The following is a 19,288-nucleotide window of genomic DNA, read 5'->3' as shown; positions in this document are numbered from 1 at the left end:
TTCCGTATAAGCTCCAATGTGGCACGCGGCGATGGAAGGCGCAATACCTACGGCGCCGGTCCGCCGGCAAGCGGCAAGATGACGTCTTCGAGCACACGCCGGACATAGACGCGGTCGATCGGCCGTCCCGTGATCACCCGAAGTACGTTGAGGCCTAACGCGACGTCGGGGATCAGGCTCAGGTCACGGCCCGCCGGAATCTCCCCACGTGCCAGCGCATGGTCGAGTATCGCCCTGACCACCTGCCGCGGAGTGGATAACACAAGGTCGTCCAGGGCAGCCGCCAGGATGGGGTTGTGCATGGCTGCCGTCGCCACCCCGACAACCACCCGAATCATGTGCGAATCAGCATCATCCAGGTCAGGTGTGGTGGCAATCAGCGCGTCTATGTCGCCGCGGAGGCTCCCGGTGTTGGGCGGCTCGACGGGTCCCAGTCGCCGTCTCCAGTGCGCGATAGCGTCGGCAACCACCACGGCCTTCGACGGCCAGCGACGATATATCGCCGCCTTCCCGACGCCGGCGCGCGACGCGACATCGTCCATGCTCAATCGGTCATAGCCCGCTTCGGCCACACCCTGCAGCGTCGCGTCGAGGATGGCCGTGTCCAACGAACGATCGAGGCGTCCTCTGCTTCGAGCCCGGCGCGAAGTGGGCGCTGCCTGGCCGCGTTCCAACTCCATGCGCGCCTCCTAACCGAAACGAACTAGTTCCGTTCTATGGTATCCGTCGCCGCAATCGCCCGACCCACTTCAGCCCACGCCCGCCAGGAATTCGGCAGCGACGGCCGACGCCCGCTCGCGGTCGGCAGGCACCAGGCCAATGCGGGTGCGGCGATCGAGGATGTCGTCGACGTCGAGGGCGCACTCGTGAGTGACGGCGTATTCGAACTCCGCGCGAGTCACGTCGATACCCTCGGCGACCGGCTCGGTCGGACGCTCGCAACGAGCGCTCGCGACGACGCAGGGCGACTCGGCACCGTAACGGGCCACCAGTGACGCGGGCAGCCCATCCGTCGGACCCGCGACCGGCCCGGGATTGGCCGGCGCGCCGATCAGCGGTAGGCTGCGGGTCCGGCAATCAGAGGCCCGCAGCCCACGCAGGGCGACGGCACGGTCCAGCACATCCTCGGCCATGAAGCGGTATTCGGTCAGCTTGCCGCCGATCACGCTGATGACCCCGGACGGCGACTCGACGACGGCGTGCTCGCGCGACACGTCGGCGGTGCGGCCCTCCCCGGTGTCGATCAACGGCCGCAGGCCGGCGTAGGCACCGATCACATCGGTGGCCCGCAGCGCGGTCCCCAGCGCGGTGTTCACGGTGTCGAGCAGGAACTCCACCTCGCCCGAAGACGGCTCCGGCACATCGGGAATCGGACCGGGCGCGGCCTCGTCGGTGAGCCCGAGGTAGACCCGGCCCAACTGTTCGGGCATCGCGAACACGAAACGATTGAGCTCGCCGGGAATCGGAATCGTCAGCGCCGCAGTCGGATTCCCGAACGCACTGGCATCGAAGACCAGGTGGGTGCCCCGGCTGGGCCGCAACCGCAGTGAGCCGTCGATCTCCCCCGCCCACACCCCGGCCGCGTTGATCACCGCGGCGGCCGACACGTCGAACGACTGCCCGGTGCGCCGATCGGTCAACCGCGCCGAGGTGCCGGTCGCCTCGGATACCTCGACGTAGGTGAGGATCCGGGCGCCGTGCTGGGCCGCGGTGCGTGCAACCGCGGTGACCAGGCGCGCGTCGTCGATCAACTGCCCGTCGTAGGCCAGCAATCCACCGTCGAGGCCGTCGCGGCGCACCGTCGGCGCCATCTCCACCACCCGCGCGGCGGACACCCGGCGCGAGCGCGGCAGGGTCGACGACGAGGTACCGGCCAGCACCCGCAGGGCATCACCGGCGAGGAACCCCGCGCGCACCAGCGCGCGCTTGGGGTGACTCATCGACGGCAGCAACGGAACCAATTGCGGCATCGCGTGCACGAGATGAGGGGCGTTGTGCGTCATCAGGATTCCGCGCTCGATAGCGCTGCGCCGGGCGATTCCCACGTTGCCGGTCGCCAGGTAGCGCAGCCCGCCGTGGACCAATTTGGAACTCCAGCGGCTGGTGCCGAACGCCAGATCGCGCTTCTCCACCAGCGCCACGCGCAGCCCGCGCGACGCGGCATCCAGCGCAATCCCCACCCCGGTGATGCCGCCGCCGATCACCAGCACGTCCAACGGCGCGCCGTCGGCCAGCGCAGTCAGGTCGGCGGTGCGGCGCGCGGCATTCAAAGCGGTCATGACGACAGGTATCCGTTCAGCGAGTGGGCGAGTTCGGTGGCCAGCGCGTCGGCGTCGAGGATCGGGCGCACGATCCGCTCGGACTGAATGGTCGACTGCGCGATCAGCAACACCATCGTGGCCAGCCGCAGCGGATCGCCCGCGCGCACGCTGCCCTGGCGCTGGGCCACCCGCAACCGCTCGGCCAGCGCGCCGATCAACATCTGCTGGCTTTCGCCGAGGCGTTCGGTGATGTAGATCGGCGCCAGGTGCGAGTGCATCACCGACATGATCAACTCGTCGCGGCGCAACAGGTCGGCCACTGAAACGATTTGGCGCACCAGCGATTCGCGATCCTCGCCCAGCAATGGCGCGTCGGCCATCACATCGGTGATCCGCTGGGTCAGCAGCGCCGCCACGATCGACGGCGTGTCCGGCCAGCGGCGGTACACGGTCGGCCGGCTCACGCCCGCGCGCCGCGCGATCTCGGCGAGCGTCACCCGGTCCACCCCGAAATCGACCACACAGCTGGCGGCCGCCGCGAGGATCCGCTCGCCCACGTCCAAACCTGCGTTACTAATTGACAGCATATGTAATACTGTAACGCATGACGCAATCCGAGCAACTCCTCCCGCCGATGAAATGGAACGCGTGGGGAGATCCCGCCAGCGCCAAACCACTCTCCGACGGCATCCGGTCGCTGCTGAAACAGGCGGTCGGCCTGGACGACTCGGAGCACGCCGAGCTCGCCCCCGACCAGGTGCAGCTGCGTCCGTCGGCGCTGTCCCAAGCCGACAAAGACGCGCTCGCCGCGATCGTCGGCGCCGAGTATTGCCGCACCGACGATCGCGATCGATTGCTGCATGCCGGCGGCAAGTCCACTCTCGACCTGCTGAAGCGAAAAGCCGCAGCTCAAGACGCGCCCGACGCGATCCTGCTGCCCGGCGGTCCCGACGGCGAAGACGCCGTCCGCGAAATCCTGCGCTACTGCTCCGAGCACGGCATCGCCGTCGTCCCGTTCGGCGGCGGCACCAGCGTGGTCGGGGGCCTCGACCCCATCCGCGGCGATTTCGGCGCGGTCGTGTCGCTCGATCTGCGCCGCTTCGATCAGCTGGTCTCCCTCGACGAGGTGTCCGGCCAGGCCGTCCTGGGCGCGGGCCTCACCGGTCCGGACGCCGAACGCCTGCTCGGCGAGCGTGGCTACTCGCTCGGACATTTCCCGCAGAGCTTCCAATACGCCACCATCGGCGGCTTCGCCGCCACCCGCTCCTCCGGCCAGGATTCGGCCGGCTACGGCCGGTTCAACGACATGGTCCGCGGGCTGCGGATGATCACCCCGGCGGGGACGCTGGACCTGGGCCGCGGACCCGAATCGGCCGCCGGCCCCGATCTGCGGCAGCTGCTGATCGGGTCGGAGGGGACCTTCGGCGTGATCACGCAGGTGCGACTGCGGGTGCACCCGGCGCCGGAAGCCGTCAGCTACGAAGCCTGGTCGTTCCCCGATTTCGCGACCGGGGCGGCCGCCTTACGGGCGGTCACCCAGAATGCGACCGGCCCCACCGTGATTCGGCTGTCCGACGAGGCCGAGACCGGAGTCAACCTGGCCACCACCGAGACGATCGGTGAAAACCAGATCACCGGCGGCTGCCTGGGCATCACCGTCTTCGAGGGCACCAAGGAACACGTCGAGAGCCGGCACGCCGAAACCCGCGAATTGCTCAACGCCCAGGGCGGCACGTCGCTGGGCGAGGGTCCCGCGCAGGCCTGGGAGCGCGGCCGGTTCGGCGCGCCGTATCTGCGGGACTCGCTGCTCGCCGCAGGTGCACTCTGCGAGACGCTGGAGACCGCGACCGACTGGTCGAACGTCCCGGCACTCAAGGCCGCCGTCACCGAAGCGCTGACCACCGCGTTGGCCGAAACCGGGACACCGGCACTGGTGATGTGCCACATTTCGCACGTGTATCCCACCGGCGCGTCGTTGTACTTCACCGTCGTCGCCGGGCAGCGCGGCAACCCGATCGAGCAGTGGCAGGCCGCCAAGAAGGCCGCGTCGGACGCGATCATCGCCACCGGCGGCACCATCACTCACCACCACGCGGTCGGCGCCGATCACCGGCCCTGGATGCGCGACGAGGTGGGCGACCTGGGCGTGCAGGTGTTGCGCGCGGTCAAGGCGACCCTGGATCCGGCGGGAATCCTCAACCCCGGCAAGCTCATTCCGTGATTCGTCGCGAGATCGCCAAGGTCACCGCGCTGACCAATCCGCTGTCGGGGCACGGTACCGCCGTGCAGGCGGCGCAGGCCGCGATCGCCCGGTTGCATGCTCGCGGTGTCGAGGTCAACGAGATCATCGGCGACGACGCCGAGGACGCCCGGCATCTCGCCGCCGCGGCCATCGAACGCGGCACCGACGCACTGGTAGCCACCGGCGGCGACGGCGTGATCTCCAACGCGCTACAAGTGTTGGCGGGCACCGACATTCCGCTGGGCATCATCCCCGCGGGCACCGGCAACGATCATGCCCGTGAATTCGGCATTCCCACAAAGGATCCCGAGGCCGCCGCGGACATCGTCGTCGACGGCTGGACCCAGACGATCGACCTCGGCAAGATTCGCGACGGCACGGGCCAGGACAAGTGGTTCGGCACCGTGGCGGCCGCCGGATTCGATTCCCTGGTCACCGATCGCGCCAACCGGATGAGCTGGCCGCACGGACGGCTGCGCTACTACGTCGCGATGCTCGCCGAACTCACGCAACTGCGGATGCTGCCGTTCCGCTTGGTGCTCGACGGAACCAAGGAGATCGACGCCGATATCACCCTGGCCGCCTTCGGAAATACCCGAAGCTACGGCGGCGGGCTGCTGATCTGTCCGAACGCCGACTACACCGACGGCCTGCTCGACATCACGATGGCGCACACCGCATCCCGGACGAAATTCGTCCGGCTGTTCCCCACCGTGCTGAAGGGCACGCACGTCGAACTCGACGAGGTCACCACGGCGCGCGCCAAGACAATCCACGTCGAATGCCCCGGCATCAACGTCTACGCGGACGGCGACTTCGCGTGCCTGCTGCCCGCGGAGCTCTCCGCGGTGCCCGGCGCACTGCAGATTCTGCGCCCGGCCGTGTAACAACTGCCGCGACAAAAGCGACATCAGGGCAGACGTGCGCCGCGGGAGCGCTGCCCTGGGAGGAACGATGTCGGGACATCGCACAACTACGCTTGTCGCCGCGGCCCTCGCGCTGGGCGGCGCGCTAGCCGCGGCGCCCGCTCAGGCGGCCGACCCACTCTGGAACGGGCAGTACATCCTGACGCTGTCCGCCAACGCGAAGGTCGGCACCAGCATCGCGGCCAAACAACCCGAATTCGCCCACCGGGCCAGCGTCTCGATCACCTCCAAGTGCGCGGCCAATGTCTGCACCGCCACGGTGAACGACCCGCCACCGCCCAAGAACGACTCCATGCCGAAGACGATCGAATTCACCTGGAATGGGTCTCAGTGGGTGCGCGAGATGACCTGGCAGTGGGACTGCCTATTGCCCGACGGGACAACCGAATCCGACCCGGCCAAATCGATCACGGCCTACACGCCCGGGCCGAACGGCGTCCTGACCGGCGTCTTTCACACCGACATCAAAAGCGGCGCGTGTCAGGGCAATGTCGATATGCCGGTGTCGGCCGCCCCGGCGAACCCGCCGACGGTGCCGCCAACCGTCTAGCCGGCGGTTTAGCCGACGCCCCGGTTGAGCCAGGTCACTTCGCCGGCGTCGCCGCCGTCGCGGTAGACCTCGAGCGCCTCGTCCCACGCCGTGCCCAGCACCGAGTCCAGCTCGGCGGCCAGCGTGTCGGCGCCCTGCGCCATCATCGACCGCAGCCGCATCTCCCCGACCATGATGTCGCCGTTGGCGCTCATCGCCCCGGTCCACAAGCCCAGTTGCGGGGTGTGGCTGAAGCGGTGGCCGTCGACTCCCGGGCTGGGGTCCTCGGTCACCTCGAACCGCAGCACCGACCAGGACCGCAGCGCGTTGGCCAACCGGGCACCGGTACCCACCGGACCGACCCAGTTGGTGACAGCACGCAGCTGCCCGGGCATCGCCGGCTGCGGTGTCCAGACCAAATTGGCCTTGGACTGCAGGGTCGATGACAACGCCCACTCGACATGCGGGCATACCGCCGCGGGCGAGGCGTGGACGTACACCACACCAGCCGTCACGTCGGCAAATTGGTTCGACGCACGCATCTACCTGCTCCTTCGGTTCCACGAGGGACGTCTTCCCCAACGACCTGGCGAACCGACGTGCAGATGCTTTTGTTTCGTGCGTGTCTATTGTGCCCTGTGATACCCGTGTTGCGCTAGTGCTCGATGCCTATTTGATGTATTGGAGTAGCACCGCGTCGGCGACGGCCGGCCACAAGTCGAGCGCCCAGTCGCCGAAATCGCGGTCCGTCAGGGCCACCAGCACCAGCTCCGCGTCGGGATCTGCCCAGATGAAGCCGCCTGCCTGGCCGAAGTGGCCGTAGGTTCGCGCCGAGTTGCGCGCCCCCGTCCAGTGCGGCGATTTGCCGTCCCGGATTTCGAAACCCAGGCCCCAATCGTTGGGCCGCTGCACGCCGTAGCCGGGCAGCACCCCGTCCAGGCCGGGAAATTGCACGGTCGTCGCCTCGGCGTGCAGCTCCGCCGAGACGGTCGACGGGCACAACAGGTCGCCGGCGAACGCCGCCAGGTCGACGACCGTCGAGGTCGCCCCGAAGCCGGCCTCCGCCGCGCCACCGTCCAGCCGGGTGGCGCGCATGTTCAGCGGCTCGCACACCGCCTCGGCGAGATAGCGGCCGAAGTCGATGCCCGACTCGCGCTCGATGGTTTCGGCCAGCACCGTGAAGCCGTAGTTGGAATACATGCGCCGGGTGCCGGGCTTGGCCAGCACCCGTCCGTCCAGCATTGCCAGGCCCGACGCGTGCGCCAGCAGGTGGCGGACCGTCGAGCCGGGCGGACCGGCCGGGGTGTCCAGCTCGACGACGCCCTCCTCGACCGCGACCTGCGCCGCGCGAGCGACCAACGGCTTGGTCACCGACGCCAGCGTGAACACCCGCTCGGTGTCGCCGTGGGTGGCCAGCACGCCGGCGGGTCCGATCACCGCCGCGGCGGCAGCCGACACCGGCCAGTCGTCGAGTAGATCGAGCGCTGCCATCAAAGCGGGCGCGTCACTTCGTCGCGATGTAGTAGTTGTTGATCGGGTCGGATTCGATCTCGAGCACCCGGACGTCGTCGAACCCGGCGTCGACGAGCATCGAGGTGGCCAGCTGCGTGCCCCAGGCCGTTCCGAGCCCGGCGCCGTCCAGTGCCAGCGACACCGTCATGCAGTGCATCAGCGACACGGTGTAGAGGTAGGTGCTCATGGGGACGTCGACGTTCTCCTCGAGCCGGCTGGATGCCTTGATGTCGGCCATCAAGAACACGCCACCGGGTCGCAGCGCGCGATGGATGTTCTCCAGCACCCGCGCCGGCTGCGCCTGATCGTGGATGGCGTCGAACACCGTGATGACGTCGTAGGCGTCCGCCTTGTCCAGCTCGGTCAGATCGTGGCTCTCGAAAGTCGCATTGGTCAGACCCAGGCGAGCCGCCTCGACGACGCCGGTCGCGATGGCCTCCTCGGAGAAGTCGATACCGGTGAAGCGGCTCGCCGGGAACGCCTGTGCCATCACGTTGATCGCGTGTCCGCTGCCGCACCCGAAATCGGCGACGTCGGCACCGGAGCGCAGGCGGTCCGGCAAGCCCTCGACCAACGGCAGCACGACGTCGACGAGCGCGATGTCGAACACCGCCGCACTTTGCTCGGCCATCAGCGCGTGGAAACGCGGGAACTCGCTGTACGGCAGCCCACCACCCTCGCGGAAGCAGCCGAGGATTTTCTGCTCGACCTCGCCGAGCTGCGGAAGGAACATGGCCACCACGGCCAGGTTGTCCGGGCCGGCGGCACGGGTCAGCACCGCCGCACGATGGGTGGGCAGCGAGTAGGTTCCGGTGTCGGCGTCGTAGTCGACGACATGCCCGGTCGTCATGCCGCCCAACCACTCCCGGACGTAGCGCTCGTTGAGGCCCGCCGCGTCGGCGAGCTGCGCGCTGGTGGCCGGCCCGACTTCGGCCATCGTGTCCAGCAGGCCCGTTTGGTGTCCGATACTCAGCAGGATTACCAGGCTCGCATCGTCGATTGCCGAGACCACGCGTCCGGCGAATTCTTCGACATTCTCCACAGCCGTCACGCTCACGGACGCTACACCCGGTTTATGGGTGGACAGCCCGACGGGAGATGTATGGCGGCGAACAGTAGGTTGTAGCCCATGAGTCAGACAGTGCGAGGAGTGATTTCACGCAAGAAGGGCCAACCCGTGGAGTTGGTGGACATCGTCGTCCCGGATCCGGGGCCCGGCGAGGCCCTGGTCGATGTCATCGCCTGCGGGGTGTGCCACACCGACCTGACTTACCGGGAGGGCGGCATCAACGACGAGTACCCGTTCCTGCTCGGCCACGAGGCCGCGGGCACGGTCGAAGCCGTCGGGCCGGGCGTGACGTCGGTGGCGCCGGGCGACTTCGTGATCCTGAACTGGCGCGCGGTCTGCGGCCAGTGCCGGGCCTGCAAGCGGGGCAAGCCACAGCTGTGCTTCGACACGTTCAACGCCACCCAGAAGATGACACTGACCGACGGCACCGAGCTGACGCCCGCGCTGGGCATCGGGGCGTTCGCCGACAAGACGTTGGTGGCCGCCGGGCAGTGCACCAAGGTCAATCCCGAGGCCGACCCGGCGGTCGCCGGGCTGCTGGGCTGCGGCGTGATGGCCGGGATCGGCGCCGCGATCAACACCGGCGCGGTCACCCGGGACGACACCGTCGCGGTGATCGGCTGCGGCGGGGTGGGCGACGCGGCGATCGCCGGCGCGGCGCTGGTCGGCGCGAAGAAGATCATCGCCGTCGACACGGACAACACCAAGCTGGACTGGGCCCGCAAGTTCGGTGCCACCCACACCGTCAATGCCCGCGAATTCGACGTCATCAAAACGATCCAGGACCTCACCGACGGCTTCGGCGTCGACGTCGTCATCGACGCGGTCGGGCGGCCCGAGACCTGGAAGCAGGCCTTCTACGCCCGCGACCTCGCCGGAACCGTAGTGTTGGTAGGCGTGCCGACACCGGACATGAAGCTGGAAATGCCACTCGTCGACTTCTTCTCGCGCGGTGGATCACTGAAGTCGTCGTGGTACGGCGACTGCCTGCCCGAACGCGACTTCCCCACCCTGGTCGATCTGTATCTGCAGGGCCGGCTCCCGCTGGAGAAGTTCGTCTCCGAACGCATCGGGCTGACCGACATCGAGGAGGCGTTCGAGAAGATGCACGCCGGCAAGGTGCTGCGCTCGGTGGTGGTGTTGTAGTGGCCGGGATCGAGCACCTCGTCACACACGGAACGTTCGAACTCGACGGCGGCAGTTGGGAAGTCGACAACAACATCTGGATCGTCGGCGACGACTCCGACGTCGTGGTGTTCGACGCCGCCCACACCGCGCAACCGATCCTGGACGCTGTGCGGGGCCGCAATGTGGTCGCGGTGATCTGCACCCACGGCCACAACGACCACGTCACGGTGGCACCCGAGCTGGGCGCGACGCTGGGCGCACCGGTGCTGCTGCATCCCGGCGACGAGGTGCTGTGGCGAATGACGCACCCGGACAAGGACTTTCGCGGCTATGCGGACGGCGACACGCTGACCGTCGCGGATACCACGCTGCAGGCGCTGCACACGCCGGGTCACTCGCCCGGATCGGTGTGCTGGTACGCCCCCGAGCTGGGTGTGGTGTTCAGCGGCGACACGCTGTTCTCCGGCGGTCCGGGCGCGACGGGCCGTTCCTACTCCGACTTCCCGACCATCCTGAAATCGATCAAGGAGCGCCTGGGCGCGCTGCCCGGCGAGACGATCGTGCACACCGGCCACGGTGACAGCACCACCATCGGCGACGAGATCGTCCACTACGAGGAGTGGGTGGCGCGGGGGCATTAGTCACGTGCTGTCCGCGAGCGTAACGCCACGGGGCAATTCGGCTCGCAATTTTGGCGTGACGTTACGCTCGTGGCAATAACGCGGTAAATCAGTGGCCTTCGAGGATCCGCCGTTTCTCGGTCTGGAACTCTTCTTCGGTCAGGGCTCCGGAATCCCGCAGTGCCGCCAGCGTTTTGAGTCGCTCGACGCGGACGCCCTCGTCACTGGGCTCATACGCCGTAGTCGGCGGCGCAACCTGATGTGCCCCCGCGACGAAGGCCGCGGCCACCTTGCGCCGGGTGCGCGACAGCCACCACCCCGACACGATCGAATCGAGCAGTCCCGCAACGAACATCGCCACGAACACCCACACCAGAAAGCCGTAGGAACTGGAGTGGCCGAACGCCAGTCGCGGCGCGATGAATCCGTTGACCTGGCCGTCGGTCGTGATGTTGTAGGTCCCCGCCGTGGGAATCCGGGCCACCCACACCCGCACATGTGCATCATTGTTAACAGTTGTTGTGCTGCCGATACTTTCGGTCATCGACGGCTGCGCGACCCCATCGGGCGGGGTGATCGTCACCCCGAGCGGCGGCACCGGCAGGCCGCCGCCGTCGGGACCGCTGATCACCACGGCGTGCAGGCTGACGGTGACTTCGCCGGCGGGCAGATACAAGCTGGCGTTGCCGGGGATCGGCACCTCGCCGTAGGCGTTGTATTTGTCCAGGAAAAACGCGTTGAGTACCAGCGTGACGATGAAACCGCCGACCGCCACGACCATCATCAGGATCGCGGTCGCCAGCGAAACTTTCGCGAGCCGTCTGCTGGTCATCCACGCAGTGTGTCATTGGTAGTGACCCAAGGCCAGCGAAAGAGCACACTGATAGCCATGTCAAACGATCTCGTCGCCACCGTGCCGGACCTGTCGGGGAAGCTCGTCGTCATCACCGGAGCCAACAGCGGTCTGGGCTTCGGATTGGCCAAGCGGCTCTCGGCGGCCGGCGCCGATGTGGTCATGGCGATCCGCAACCGGGCCAAGGGTGAGGCCGCGATCGAGGAGATCCGCCACAGCGTGCCCGACGCGAAGCTGACCATCAAATCCCTCGACCTGTCGTCGCTGGCGTCGGTCGCCGCGTTGGGCGAGCAACTCAACGCCGAGGGCCGCCCGATCGACATCCTGATCAACAACGCCGGGGTGATGACGCCCCCGGAACGCGATACCACCTCCGACGGCTTCGAATTGCAGTTCGGCAGTAACCATCTCGGCCACTTCGCGCTGACCGGGCACGTGCTGCCGCTGCTGCGCGCCGCGCAACGCTCTCGCGTGGTCTCGCTCAGCAGCCTCGCGGCCAGCCAGTCCGGCAAGATCCACTTCGGCGACTTGCAGTTCGAAAAGTCGTACGCGGCGATGTCGGCCTACGGCCAGTCGAAGATCGCGGTGCTGATGTTCGCCCGCGAGCTGGACAAGCGCAGCCGCGCCGGCGGCTGGGGCATCGTCTCCACCGCCGCACATCCGGGCCTGACCAAGACCAACCTGCAAATCAGCGGACCGTCGTACGGCCGCGAAAAGCCGGCACTGATGGAGCGGTTGTACAAGGCGTCCTGGCGCTTCACGCCGTTCCTGTGGCAGGAGATCGACGAGGGGATCCTGCCCGCCTTGTATGCGGCGGCCACGCCGCAGGCCGAGGGCGGCGAGTTCTACGGACCCCGCGGCTTCATGGAGCTCGCCGGCGGCGGCGTGAAAGTAGCCAAAACTCCCGCGAATGCCCGCAACGACGAGGATTGCCGGCGACTGTGGGAAGTCTCCGAGAGACTCACCGGCGTCACCTATCCGGCAACCACCTGACGACAGACCGGGCCCTCCCCTGACCGGCAGTCAGGCAGAAAGATTGCGGTAACGAGAGTTTCGAACAGCGCGGCCAGGGAAACCGAAATCGGACTGCAACTCGACAAGGGGGCACACCGATGAGCGTGCAGGACGACAGAACAGCTGGTCACGAAGCCGATCAGCAAGAAAAGCCGAAGCCGGAGCAGGACGCGAAGCACAAAGCCGCCGAGGAGAACTAGGGCGAGAAGCGACCCGGATAATCCTCTACTGGCCAAATCCCGGAATTGGCAAGCTGATTCCGGGGATCCGCGGGATCGGCGGAATCGCCGGGATCTGCGGGACCCGCGGTGCGGGTGCTGGAATTTGGGGTACCGGCGGCGGAGCCGGAGCCTCAACGGCTGGAGGTGGCGGGGGCGCCGCGGGGACCGGCGTATCCACCGCCACCGGCGGAGGTGTGTCGACCGCCGCGGGCGGAGGTGTGTCGACCGCCCCGGGAGCGGGCGCATCCGGAGTTGCCGCCGGCGCCGGAGTCGCGGCCTGACCCGTGATCGGCGCTTGGCCCGGCGGCGTGGATGAGGGAGCTGCGCCGTTGGCGGGCGGCGCGGTCGCCGGAGTCGTGGTGACGCCCGGGGCGGGCGCCGGTTTGTCGTCGGAGAGCGCCATCGCCAACGCGATGCCGACCAGCAGCACCGCCACGGCCGTGCTGATGATGACCATGCCCGGAATCCGCGACCAGGGCACGATCGGGGTCTTCTTGTCCCGGCGTGGCCGCACGGCAGGCTGATCGAAACTCAAGGCCGGCCGCGCCGACGTATAGCCCGACCCGCCAACATGATTCGGGATCTGCCCACCGATCTGCCCACCGACGGCGGGCATCACGCGCGACTCGTCGCCGGCCTCCGACCAGGCCAGCGCGGGCATCAGGCTCGACACCGGCTCCGACGCGTGGGTGAGCACGGACTTGCGCTCTTCGACGGCCGCCGGTGCGGCGGCAACGGCGGCCGCGGTCGCGCGCGAGGCAGCCGGGGTCAGCATGGTCGCGCTGGTCTCCCCCGGTCCACGCGTCGCGCGCAACGCCGCGCCGATGGCCGGCGCCAGGTGCGGACGCGGCGTCGTCACGACCGGAACCCGCAGGTGTCCGGAGAGCATCGTGGTGACCGCCGGGATGTTCGCGCCGCCGCCGACCGACACTACCGCGACCAGATCGCGAATTCCGTTGCGCGCCAGCGTTTCATCCAGGACCGCCACGAAGCCCGTCAGCGATGTCCGGATCGCGTCGTCGAGTTCGTTTCTGGTGAGCCGGATTTCGCCGGGTATGCCCGGCAATCCCTCGGCCAGCGTGGCGACCGTGCTCGACGAGAGCTGCTCTTTGGCGTTGCGGCATCCGGTCCGCAGCCGGCTCAGCGGTCCGATCGCCGAGGTGCCGGACGGGTCGAAGGAGTCGGCGCTGGGCAGGTTGGCCAGCACGGCCGTCAGCAGCGCCTGGTCGATCAGGTCGCCGGAGAAGTCGAGGTGCCGCACGGTCGGGGCAAGCGGTTGATAGTCGCCCGCGGCGTCCATCAGCGTGATGCTGCTGCCGCTGCCGCCGAAGTCGCACACCGCCACGGTCCCGCGCGCCGGGATGCCCGGGTTGGCGCGCGCGGCGAACAGCGTCGCGGCCGCATCCGGGATCAACGTCAGCGGGCGGTCGCGGCTGGCCCATTCGGGCACCCGGCTCAGCGCGGAACCCAGGGCGTCGACCGACGTCGACGCCCAGTGCGCGGGGTGGGTCACCGCGACGTTGTCCGGCAGGCCGCCCCCGTTGGTGGCGGCATACGCCAGGGCCCGCAGGCCGTCGGCGGCCAAGACCTCGCTGCGATGCACCGAGCCGTCGGCCGCCACGATGCCGATCGGGTCGCCGACGCGATCCACGAAGTCGGTGATCACCAGCCCCGGCTGGTCCAGCCGCGGGTTCTCGGCGGGCACCCCGATCTCGGGCAGACGCTCGCGAAAGAGCGTCATGACGGGCTTACGAGTGATGCCGTGATCGGCGGTGACCGCGGCGAAGTTGGTGGCACCGATCGAGAGCCCCAGCGCGGGCGTAGCTCCGTCTGACATGGCCCCAATCCCCGTTATCCAGCGGAATACCCCCGCATCCGCCTATCCCCGATTTTGTCGGTTATACCTATAGCCAATCTCTGCGCTGGCTATGCGTGAGCTGTATAACGAATCGGGAACAGTATAAGCGCAGGTCACCGTATATTGCCTGCTCCGGCGATAAGCGGAAGATCCAGCGGGGTCACCCAGCCGGGCCGCAGATCGTTGACGGCCGGCACCGCGTTCAGCGCCCGCAGCCCGGTCGACAGGCACCCGGCCGCGGCCGCGTCCCGGCCCGAGCCGTCGGTGAACCGGAACGCGGTCTCCTGGAAGATGCTCGGCGTCCCCTCGATGTCCACCCGGTAGACGTCGTTGTCGTGGCCCGTCGGCCAGTCGGGGGCGGCATCGAGCCCGATGCGGTTGACGTGCTCGAGCTGGATGCGGGTCTCGCCCTTATAGACGCCGTTGATGGTGAACCGGACGGCGGCGACGTGTCCGGGCTTGATGACGCCCCGGGCGGAGTTGCGCTCGGTCGGGGTCACCCACTTGTCCCAGGTCGTGGTGATCTCGTCGAGCATGATCCCGGCGGCGTGCGCGATCATCGGAACGGTCGCACCCCACGCGAAGATCAGCATGTCGCGGTCCTCGAGCATGGGTTTGAACTCGGGTTCGCGCCCGATGCCCATCTCGAACTCGTAGTCGCCCTCGTAGTTGGTGTAGTCGAGCAGTTCCGAGGCGCGCACCTTGCGCACCTCGGAGCACAGGCCCATCAGCGTCATCGGGAACAGGTCGTTGGCGAATCCGGGGTCGATGCCGGTGGTGAAGCAGGACGACTCGCCCAGCTCGCAGGCTTCGGTGATCGGTTCGATCCAGTTCGGCGGGTTCAGGTGCATCGTCGGCCACACCCACGGCGTCATCGCCGTCGAACATACGTCGATGCCGGCCCGCAGGAACGCGGTGATCAGCTTGATGTTCTCCTTGGCGTGCATCGCCGTCGGGCCGTAGTGCACCAGCGCGTCGGGCTTCAACGCAATCAGCGCGTCGACGTCGTCGGTGGCGAGCACGCCGACCTTCTCGGACATCCCGCAGATGTCGCCGACGTCGCGGCCGACCTTGTCGGGATTGCTAACGCCGACGCCCACCAGCTCGAACAAGGGATGCTTGACGATCTCGGGGATCACCATCCTGCCCACGAAGCCGGTACCAAACACCACCACACGCTTTGAGCCCGTCATGCCCAACCTTCCGTTCGCCGGCCCCACTTCGATTCACAGTAAGCGCGCCCAATGTGACCTCTAGCACCCCGTCCCGCTAGGTGACACGATGCAATTCATGAAAAAGCACCTCGCCGCACCATCGATGCTGCTGGCTGTCGGGCTCGGGTTCGCCAATGCCGGCGGCGTCGCCCACGCGATACCGCAGATGCCCCAGATCCGCTACGAGGTCAACGGGCCCGCGGTCGCCCAATTCATCTACTACCAAACCGACACGGGGCAACTGCACCAGGTGAATGCGCCGCTGCCCTGGTCGACGGAGTTCACCGCGTTCGGCGGGCAGGTCTTCACGATCAGCGCCCAGGGGCCGGGCCCCATCTCCTGCAAGATTTTTATGGACGGCAACCTGGTCAGCGCCGCGACGGCGACGACGGGCGCGCCCGCCAGAACCGTCTGCGCGCACTGATGAGCCTCGACGCGGGCTTCGTGACGCGTCCCAATGGGACGCCCCCGCCCGAGATCCCGCTCGCCGATATCCATCTCGAATCGCTCGACTTCTGGGTCCGCAACGACGACGTCCGCGACGCCGTTTTCGCCACCTTGCGCCGCGAGGCCCCGATCTCGTTCTGGCCGCCGATCGAGTTCGAAGGATTCGAGACCGGCAACGGGTATTGGGCGCTGACCAAGCTCGACGACGTCCACTTCGCCAGCCGTCATCCCGACATCTTCAGCTCCGCCGGCGGAATTACGGTCAACGACCAGACACCGGAATTGGCCGAGTACTTCGGCTCGATGATCGTGCTCGACGATCCGCGACACCAGCGGCTGCGCTCGATCGTCAGTAGGGCTTTCACCCCGAAAGTCGTTGCCCGCATTGAGGCTTCGGTGCGCGAGCGGGCCCATCGGCTGGTCACCTCGTTGGAGGCCAACCATCCCGACGGCGAGGCGGACCTGGTCACCGAGCTCGCCGGGCCGCTGCCGCTGCAGGTGATCTGCGACATGATGGGGATTCCCGAGGAAGACCATCAGCGAGTCTTCCACTGGACCAACGTGATTCTCGGTTTCGGCGACCCCGATCTGACGCTGGACTTCGAGGAGTTCATGCAGGTGTCGATGGACATCGGCGCCTACGCCACCGCGCTGGCCGAGGACCGCCGGTCCAATCATCACGACGATCTGACCACCGCCCTGGTCGAAGCCGAGGTCGACGGCGACCGGCTCACCTCCCAGGAGATCGCGTCGTTCTTCATTCTGCTGGTGGTGGCCGGCAACGAGACCACCCGCAATGCGATCAGCCATGGCGTGCTGGCCTTGTCGCGCTTTCCCGAGCAGCGGGACAAGTGGTGGTCCCGCTTCGACGAGCTGACCCCGACCGCGGTCGAGGAGATCGTGCGGTGGGCCTCCCCGGTGATCTACATGCGCCGCACCCTGACTCAGGACTTCGAGTTGAGCGGCGTCAAGATGGCCGCCGGCGACAAGGTTGCGCTGTACTACAACTCGGCCAACCGCGACGAAACACGGTTCGACAATCCGTGGGCATTCGACGTCGCCCGTAATCCCAACCCGCATCTGGGTTTCGGCGGCGGCGGCGCACATTTCTGCCTGGGCGCCAACCTGGCTCGACGCGAGATCCGGGTCGTCTTCGACGAACTGCGCCGCGAAATCCCCGACATCACCGTCACCGGCAAGCCGTCGCGACTGCTGTCGCAATTCATTCACGGCATCAAGACCCTGCCGGTGTCCTGGACTTCGCCGAGCCATTAGGGTCGCCCTTGCCCGGCTGTGTCCTTACAGGAACGAATTCTCGGCGCTGAGGCCAAGTTCGGGAATCGCGCCGAACGCGAACGTCTCCGCGTTGCCCACCCCGACTCCACCGCCGACGGGATCTTCGACCCGCACCAGCAGGTCCCGCAGCTGGTGCACCTTGCGGGCGGTTTCGGGATGGTCGCAGTTCGGCGTGTGGTATCCCTCGACCTTCAAGTCGCCGACCCACTGCCCGTAAACCCAGTCGTTCCAGCCGTAGTATCCCGCGGTGCCGAGGTGAAACCCGGTCGGCCCGGCGGCGGTGATCGTCAACGGCCGCTTCGTTCCGTCGCTTTCGGTGAGCGTGATCGTCCCATGCGTGAGGCGCCGGTTCGCGTCCTCGAAGTGCAGGTCCTGCTCGACGGCGGCGAATCGGACGGCGGTGCCGTCGCCGTTCTGTTGCTCGGCTTGGTAGCGGGTGGATTCGAATCCGTCGCCCTTTTCCTGCTGCAGGAATACGAACAGCGAGTAGGCCGAGCCGTCGGGCCGGGTCAGCGTCATCGGGCACCATGTCATGAACATCTGGTCGATGCGGCGACCGCCGCGCGGCAGCCCGGGGATGGGCTTGCCCACGCCGGGACGCAGCCCCCAGGAGTGATCGCGAATCGAGATCCACTCGTCGGGAACGATCTCGGTGCGCGCACCGTCCAGCTCGACCCAGCCCGATGCCACGCCAATCTGGTGATAGCGCAACACATTATGCGTGACCCGGCATCCGTCGGGACTGCGGTCGGGCCACGGATCCTCCAACGCCGGCGCAAAGCTGCCCCGCATCTCGACGTCGAAGGCGATCGGTGCGTGCTCGTTCTTGTCGAGCCGGATCCGGATCGATTTCAATGGCTCGACCACGCTGTAGTGAATCGGCCCGACCTCGGTGCCCGACGGGTCGGAGGACAGCCGGCGACCACCGCGCACGGTCCACTGCTCGGTCCCGCGGCACACCCCCGCCGCGCCGTCGAAAACACCTCTGTTCGTGTACTTCCCGACGCCGAGCGCGACCTGCAGCGAGTTGTCGCGCGCATGCGCCGTGCTCCAGATCTTCTCGGTCCAGGACGGATCCGACTGGCTCACCGTCGCGAAGGTGTCGACGATCTGATGCGTCAGGAGCTCGTCTTCGGGGACCAAACCGCCGTAGTTGGTGGACAGCACAAGCGTTCAGCCTTTCGGAACGAAGGTCGTCATATCGGTGCCGCGGTCGTATTCGCGCATCCAGGTTTCCGCCCAGGCGGGCAGCGGCTGGTCGGCCGGATCGTGGTGAGGCAGCTGCGACAGCGCCAGGCCCCAAAGCATCCTCAGCAGATGCGCGCTGGGCACCGCGTGGAGAGCCGGCGGCGGACCGGAGCGTTTGCCGATGCGGTACCGGAATTCGCTGCGCAGCGCCGACTCCATGACGTCCTGTGCGCACGCGCCCCGCTCGGCCGGCGGAACGTGTTCGTCGATGGCCTTCGCGATCGTGGCCGAGATGGCGCCGACGTGCCGGAACGTCTGGCGCACGTGTCTGACGCGATACCAGGGATCCGGCATCAGATGGCGGTAGAGCCTCAGCCCCGAGCTGCGGTGCTCGATCTCCTCGACGAAGTGCCACATCATCAGCGCGGCCACCCGGGGGTCGGCGCCGCCGAACAGCGAGTCCCGGTGGTCCAGGATCACCTTGAACATCGGCGTGAAGGTGGCTTCGAGGTTGGCGATGTAGGCGGCGTGAAACTCGACCGGGTGCGTCGCGATCAGGTCGTTGTAGGACGCGACCGTTTCGTCGTAGCACTGTTCGAGGCCCGGGTATTGCTCGATCAGCGCGATCATGTGCTTGCGGTGGGCGGCCGCGTGCTGGGCCTCCTGCCGCAGGAAGGCCTCGGCCTCCTCGGCCACGGCCGGGTCGGTGCTGAGCCGGTCCTGCGCCTGGCGCAGTGCGGCGATGATGTATTTCTCGAACGGCACCGCGATGAAAGTGAAGGCGTTGCAGAAGATCCCGAACTGCGGATTGGCCGGTTGCCATAGGAACGGCACGGTCGCGTCGAACCGGAATGCCATCTTGCGGACGACCAGGTCTGTCATCGGTGACTGCCTCGTGTTGACGTTCAAG

At 67.6% G+C, this 19,288-nt stretch carries 19 protein-coding genes; 8 read left to right on the top strand and 11 right to left on the bottom strand.

Going from position 1 to position 19,288, the window contains the following annotated elements; all coding sequences use genetic code 11:
• Positions 1-47 precede the first annotated feature (47 nt).
• From G6N55_RS00200 to G6N55_RS00190, 3 genes are all read right to left on the bottom strand, one after another.
• Positions 48-680: a TetR/AcrR family transcriptional regulator gene (locus G6N55_RS00200; RefSeq protein ID WP_085224172.1), complete on the bottom strand. Its 633-nt coding sequence runs from the start codon at positions 678-680 to the stop codon at positions 48-50.
• Between the two features lie 69 nt (positions 681-749).
• Positions 750-2,279 (bottom strand): glycerol-3-phosphate dehydrogenase/oxidase, encoded by a 1,530-nt coding sequence (locus tag G6N55_RS00195; RefSeq protein ID WP_085224170.1) that lies wholly within the window; start codon positions 2,277-2,279, stop codon positions 750-752.
• The gene (locus G6N55_RS00190; RefSeq protein ID WP_085224168.1) at positions 2,276-2,848 is read right to left on the bottom strand and encodes a TetR/AcrR family transcriptional regulator; all 573 of its coding nucleotides are present in this window, start codon (positions 2,846-2,848) and stop codon (positions 2,276-2,278) included. Before G6N55_RS00190 ends, G6N55_RS00195 begins: the two co-directional genes overlap by 4 nt.
• A 47-nt stretch (positions 2,849-2,895) precedes the next feature.
• Between G6N55_RS00190 and G6N55_RS00185 the strand changes: the two genes are divergently transcribed.
• The 3 genes from G6N55_RS00185 to G6N55_RS00175 all read left to right on the top strand — a co-directional run bounded on the left by G6N55_RS00185 (position 2,896) and on the right by G6N55_RS00175 (position 5,979).
• Positions 2,896-4,482 (top strand): FAD-binding oxidoreductase, encoded by a 1,587-nt coding sequence (locus tag G6N55_RS00185; RefSeq protein ID WP_139826969.1) that lies wholly within the window; start codon positions 2,896-2,898, stop codon positions 4,480-4,482.
• A complete protein-coding gene (locus tag G6N55_RS00180; protein ID WP_085224164.1) occupies positions 4,479-5,390 on the top strand; it encodes a diacylglycerol kinase in 912 nt (303 codons plus the stop codon). Before G6N55_RS00185 ends, G6N55_RS00180 begins: the two co-directional genes overlap by 4 nt.
• A 67-nt stretch (positions 5,391-5,457) precedes the next feature.
• A complete protein-coding gene (locus G6N55_RS00175; protein ID WP_085224162.1) occupies positions 5,458-5,979 on the top strand; it encodes an Rv2253 family sensor-like surface protein in 522 nt (173 codons plus the stop codon).
• An 8-nt stretch (positions 5,980-5,987) separates the two neighbouring features.
• On the opposite strand, the gene G6N55_RS00170 is transcribed toward G6N55_RS00175, so the two are convergent.
• From G6N55_RS00170 to G6N55_RS00160, 3 genes are all read right to left on the bottom strand, one after another.
• Positions 5,988-6,500 (bottom strand): DUF3145 domain-containing protein, encoded by a 513-nt coding sequence (locus tag G6N55_RS00170; RefSeq protein WP_085224160.1) that lies wholly within the window; start codon positions 6,498-6,500, stop codon positions 5,988-5,990.
• Positions 6,501-6,627: 127 nt separating this feature from the next.
• Positions 6,628-7,449, bottom strand: a complete 822-nt coding sequence (locus G6N55_RS00165) for a serine hydrolase domain-containing protein (protein WP_085224158.1) — start codon at positions 7,447-7,449, stop codon at positions 6,628-6,630.
• 13 nt (positions 7,450-7,462) lie between these two features.
• The gene (locus tag G6N55_RS00160) at positions 7,463-8,521 is read right to left on the bottom strand and encodes a class I SAM-dependent methyltransferase (RefSeq protein ID WP_085224212.1); all 1,059 of its coding nucleotides are present in this window, start codon (positions 8,519-8,521) and stop codon (positions 7,463-7,465) included.
• A gap of 78 nt (positions 8,522-8,599) precedes the next feature.
• Between G6N55_RS00160 and G6N55_RS00155 the strand changes: the two genes are divergently transcribed.
• A complete protein-coding gene (locus tag G6N55_RS00155) occupies positions 8,600-9,685 on the top strand; it encodes an S-(hydroxymethyl)mycothiol dehydrogenase (protein ID WP_085224156.1) in 1,086 nt (361 codons plus the stop codon).
• Positions 9,685-10,308: an MBL fold metallo-hydrolase gene (locus tag G6N55_RS00150; protein WP_085224155.1), complete on the top strand. Its 624-nt coding sequence runs from the start codon at positions 9,685-9,687 to the stop codon at positions 10,306-10,308. The genes G6N55_RS00155 and G6N55_RS00150 overlap by 1 nt, the downstream gene beginning before the upstream one ends.
• Before the next feature lie 88 nt (positions 10,309-10,396).
• Here G6N55_RS00150 and G6N55_RS00145 read toward each other — a convergent pair whose 3' ends face one another.
• A complete protein-coding gene (locus G6N55_RS00145; RefSeq protein ID WP_085224153.1) occupies positions 10,397-11,119 on the bottom strand; it encodes an SHOCT domain-containing protein in 723 nt (240 codons plus the stop codon).
• A 57-nt stretch (positions 11,120-11,176) separates the two neighbouring features.
• On the opposite strand from G6N55_RS00145, the gene G6N55_RS00140 reads away from it, so the two are divergent.
• A complete protein-coding gene (locus G6N55_RS00140; protein WP_085224152.1) occupies positions 11,177-12,133 on the top strand; it encodes an SDR family oxidoreductase in 957 nt (318 codons plus the stop codon).
• 246 nt (positions 12,134-12,379) lie between these two features.
• Here G6N55_RS00140 and G6N55_RS00135 read toward each other — a convergent pair whose 3' ends face one another.
• Positions 12,380-14,212, bottom strand: coding sequence for an Hsp70 family protein (locus tag G6N55_RS00135; RefSeq protein WP_085224150.1), 1,833 nt, complete (start codon positions 14,210-14,212; stop codon positions 12,380-12,382).
• A 134-nt stretch (positions 14,213-14,346) separates the two neighbouring features.
• Positions 14,347-15,432, bottom strand: a complete 1,086-nt coding sequence (locus G6N55_RS00130; RefSeq protein ID WP_139826964.1) for an NAD(P)H-dependent amine dehydrogenase family protein — start codon at positions 15,430-15,432, stop codon at positions 14,347-14,349.
• A gap of 91 nt (positions 15,433-15,523) precedes the next feature.
• Between G6N55_RS00130 and G6N55_RS00125 the strand changes: the two genes are divergently transcribed.
• Together G6N55_RS00125 and G6N55_RS00120 are read left to right on the top strand one after the other, a co-directional pair.
• On the top strand, positions 15,524-15,871 hold the full coding sequence (locus tag G6N55_RS00125; protein ID WP_179968106.1) for an MmpS family transport accessory protein: 348 nt from the start codon (positions 15,524-15,526) through the stop codon (positions 15,869-15,871).
• The gene (locus G6N55_RS00120; protein ID WP_085224144.1) at positions 15,871-17,169 is read left to right on the top strand and encodes a cytochrome P450; all 1,299 of its coding nucleotides are present in this window, start codon (positions 15,871-15,873) and stop codon (positions 17,167-17,169) included. The genes G6N55_RS00125 and G6N55_RS00120 overlap by 1 nt, the downstream gene beginning before the upstream one ends.
• 24 nt (positions 17,170-17,193) lie before the next feature.
• Here the strand turns inward: G6N55_RS00120 and G6N55_RS00115 are convergent, their stop codons facing one another.
• Both G6N55_RS00115 and G6N55_RS00110 read right to left on the bottom strand, forming a co-directional pair.
• Positions 17,194-18,357: a hypothetical protein gene (locus G6N55_RS00115; RefSeq protein ID WP_085224142.1), complete on the bottom strand. Its 1,164-nt coding sequence runs from the start codon at positions 18,355-18,357 to the stop codon at positions 17,194-17,196.
• A 6-nt stretch (positions 18,358-18,363) separates the two neighbouring features.
• On the bottom strand, positions 18,364-19,260 hold the full coding sequence (locus G6N55_RS00110; RefSeq protein WP_085224140.1) for a metal-dependent hydrolase: 897 nt from the start codon (positions 19,258-19,260) through the stop codon (positions 18,364-18,366).
• Between the last annotated feature and the right edge of the window lie 28 nt (positions 19,261-19,288).

This window comes from Mycobacterium florentinum (assembly GCF_010730355.1).
Taxonomy (GTDB): Bacteria; Actinomycetota; Actinomycetes; order Mycobacteriales; family Mycobacteriaceae; genus Mycobacterium; species Mycobacterium florentinum.
This window is presented reverse-complemented; position numbering and strand designations above follow the sequence as displayed.

What these genes read in the sequence shown, in the direction of transcription:
- G6N55_RS00200 (WP_085224172.1), bottom strand. Translation starts at nt 680, where the DNA reads ATGGAGTTGGAACGCGGCCAGGCAGCGCCCACTTCGCGCCGGGCTCGA.
- G6N55_RS00195 (WP_085224170.1), bottom strand. Translation starts at nt 2,279, where the DNA reads ATGACCGCTTTGAATGCCGCGCGCCGCACCGCCGACCTGACTGCGCTG.
- G6N55_RS00190 (WP_085224168.1), bottom strand. Translation starts at nt 2,848, where the DNA reads ATGCTGTCAATTAGTAACGCAGGTTTGGACGTGGGCGAGCGGATCCTC.
- G6N55_RS00185 (WP_139826969.1), top strand. Translation starts at nt 2,896, where the DNA reads ATGAAATGGAACGCGTGGGGAGATCCCGCCAGCGCCAAACCACTCTCC.
- G6N55_RS00175 (WP_085224162.1), top strand. Translation starts at nt 5,458, where the DNA reads ATGTCGGGACATCGCACAACTACGCTTGTCGCCGCGGCCCTCGCGCTG.
- G6N55_RS00170 (WP_085224160.1), bottom strand. Translation starts at nt 6,500, where the DNA reads ATGCGTGCGTCGAACCAATTTGCCGACGTGACGGCTGGTGTGGTGTAC.
- G6N55_RS00165 (WP_085224158.1), bottom strand. Translation starts at nt 7,449, where the DNA reads ATGGCAGCGCTCGATCTACTCGACGACTGGCCGGTGTCGGCTGCCGCC.
- G6N55_RS00155 (WP_085224156.1), top strand. Translation starts at nt 8,600, where the DNA reads ATGAGTCAGACAGTGCGAGGAGTGATTTCACGCAAGAAGGGCCAACCC.
- G6N55_RS00145 (WP_085224153.1), bottom strand. Translation starts at nt 11,119, where the DNA reads ATGACCAGCAGACGGCTCGCGAAAGTTTCGCTGGCGACCGCGATCCTG.
- G6N55_RS00140 (WP_085224152.1), top strand. Translation starts at nt 11,177, where the DNA reads ATGTCAAACGATCTCGTCGCCACCGTGCCGGACCTGTCGGGGAAGCTC.
- G6N55_RS00135 (WP_085224150.1), bottom strand. Translation starts at nt 14,212, where the DNA reads ATGTCAGACGGAGCTACGCCCGCGCTGGGGCTCTCGATCGGTGCCACC.
- G6N55_RS00125 (WP_179968106.1), top strand. Translation starts at nt 15,524, where the DNA reads ATGAAAAAGCACCTCGCCGCACCATCGATGCTGCTGGCTGTCGGGCTC.
- G6N55_RS00120 (WP_085224144.1), top strand. Translation starts at nt 15,871, where the DNA reads ATGAGCCTCGACGCGGGCTTCGTGACGCGTCCCAATGGGACGCCCCCG.
- G6N55_RS00110 (WP_085224140.1), bottom strand. Translation starts at nt 19,260, where the DNA reads ATGACAGACCTGGTCGTCCGCAAGATGGCATTCCGGTTCGACGCGACC.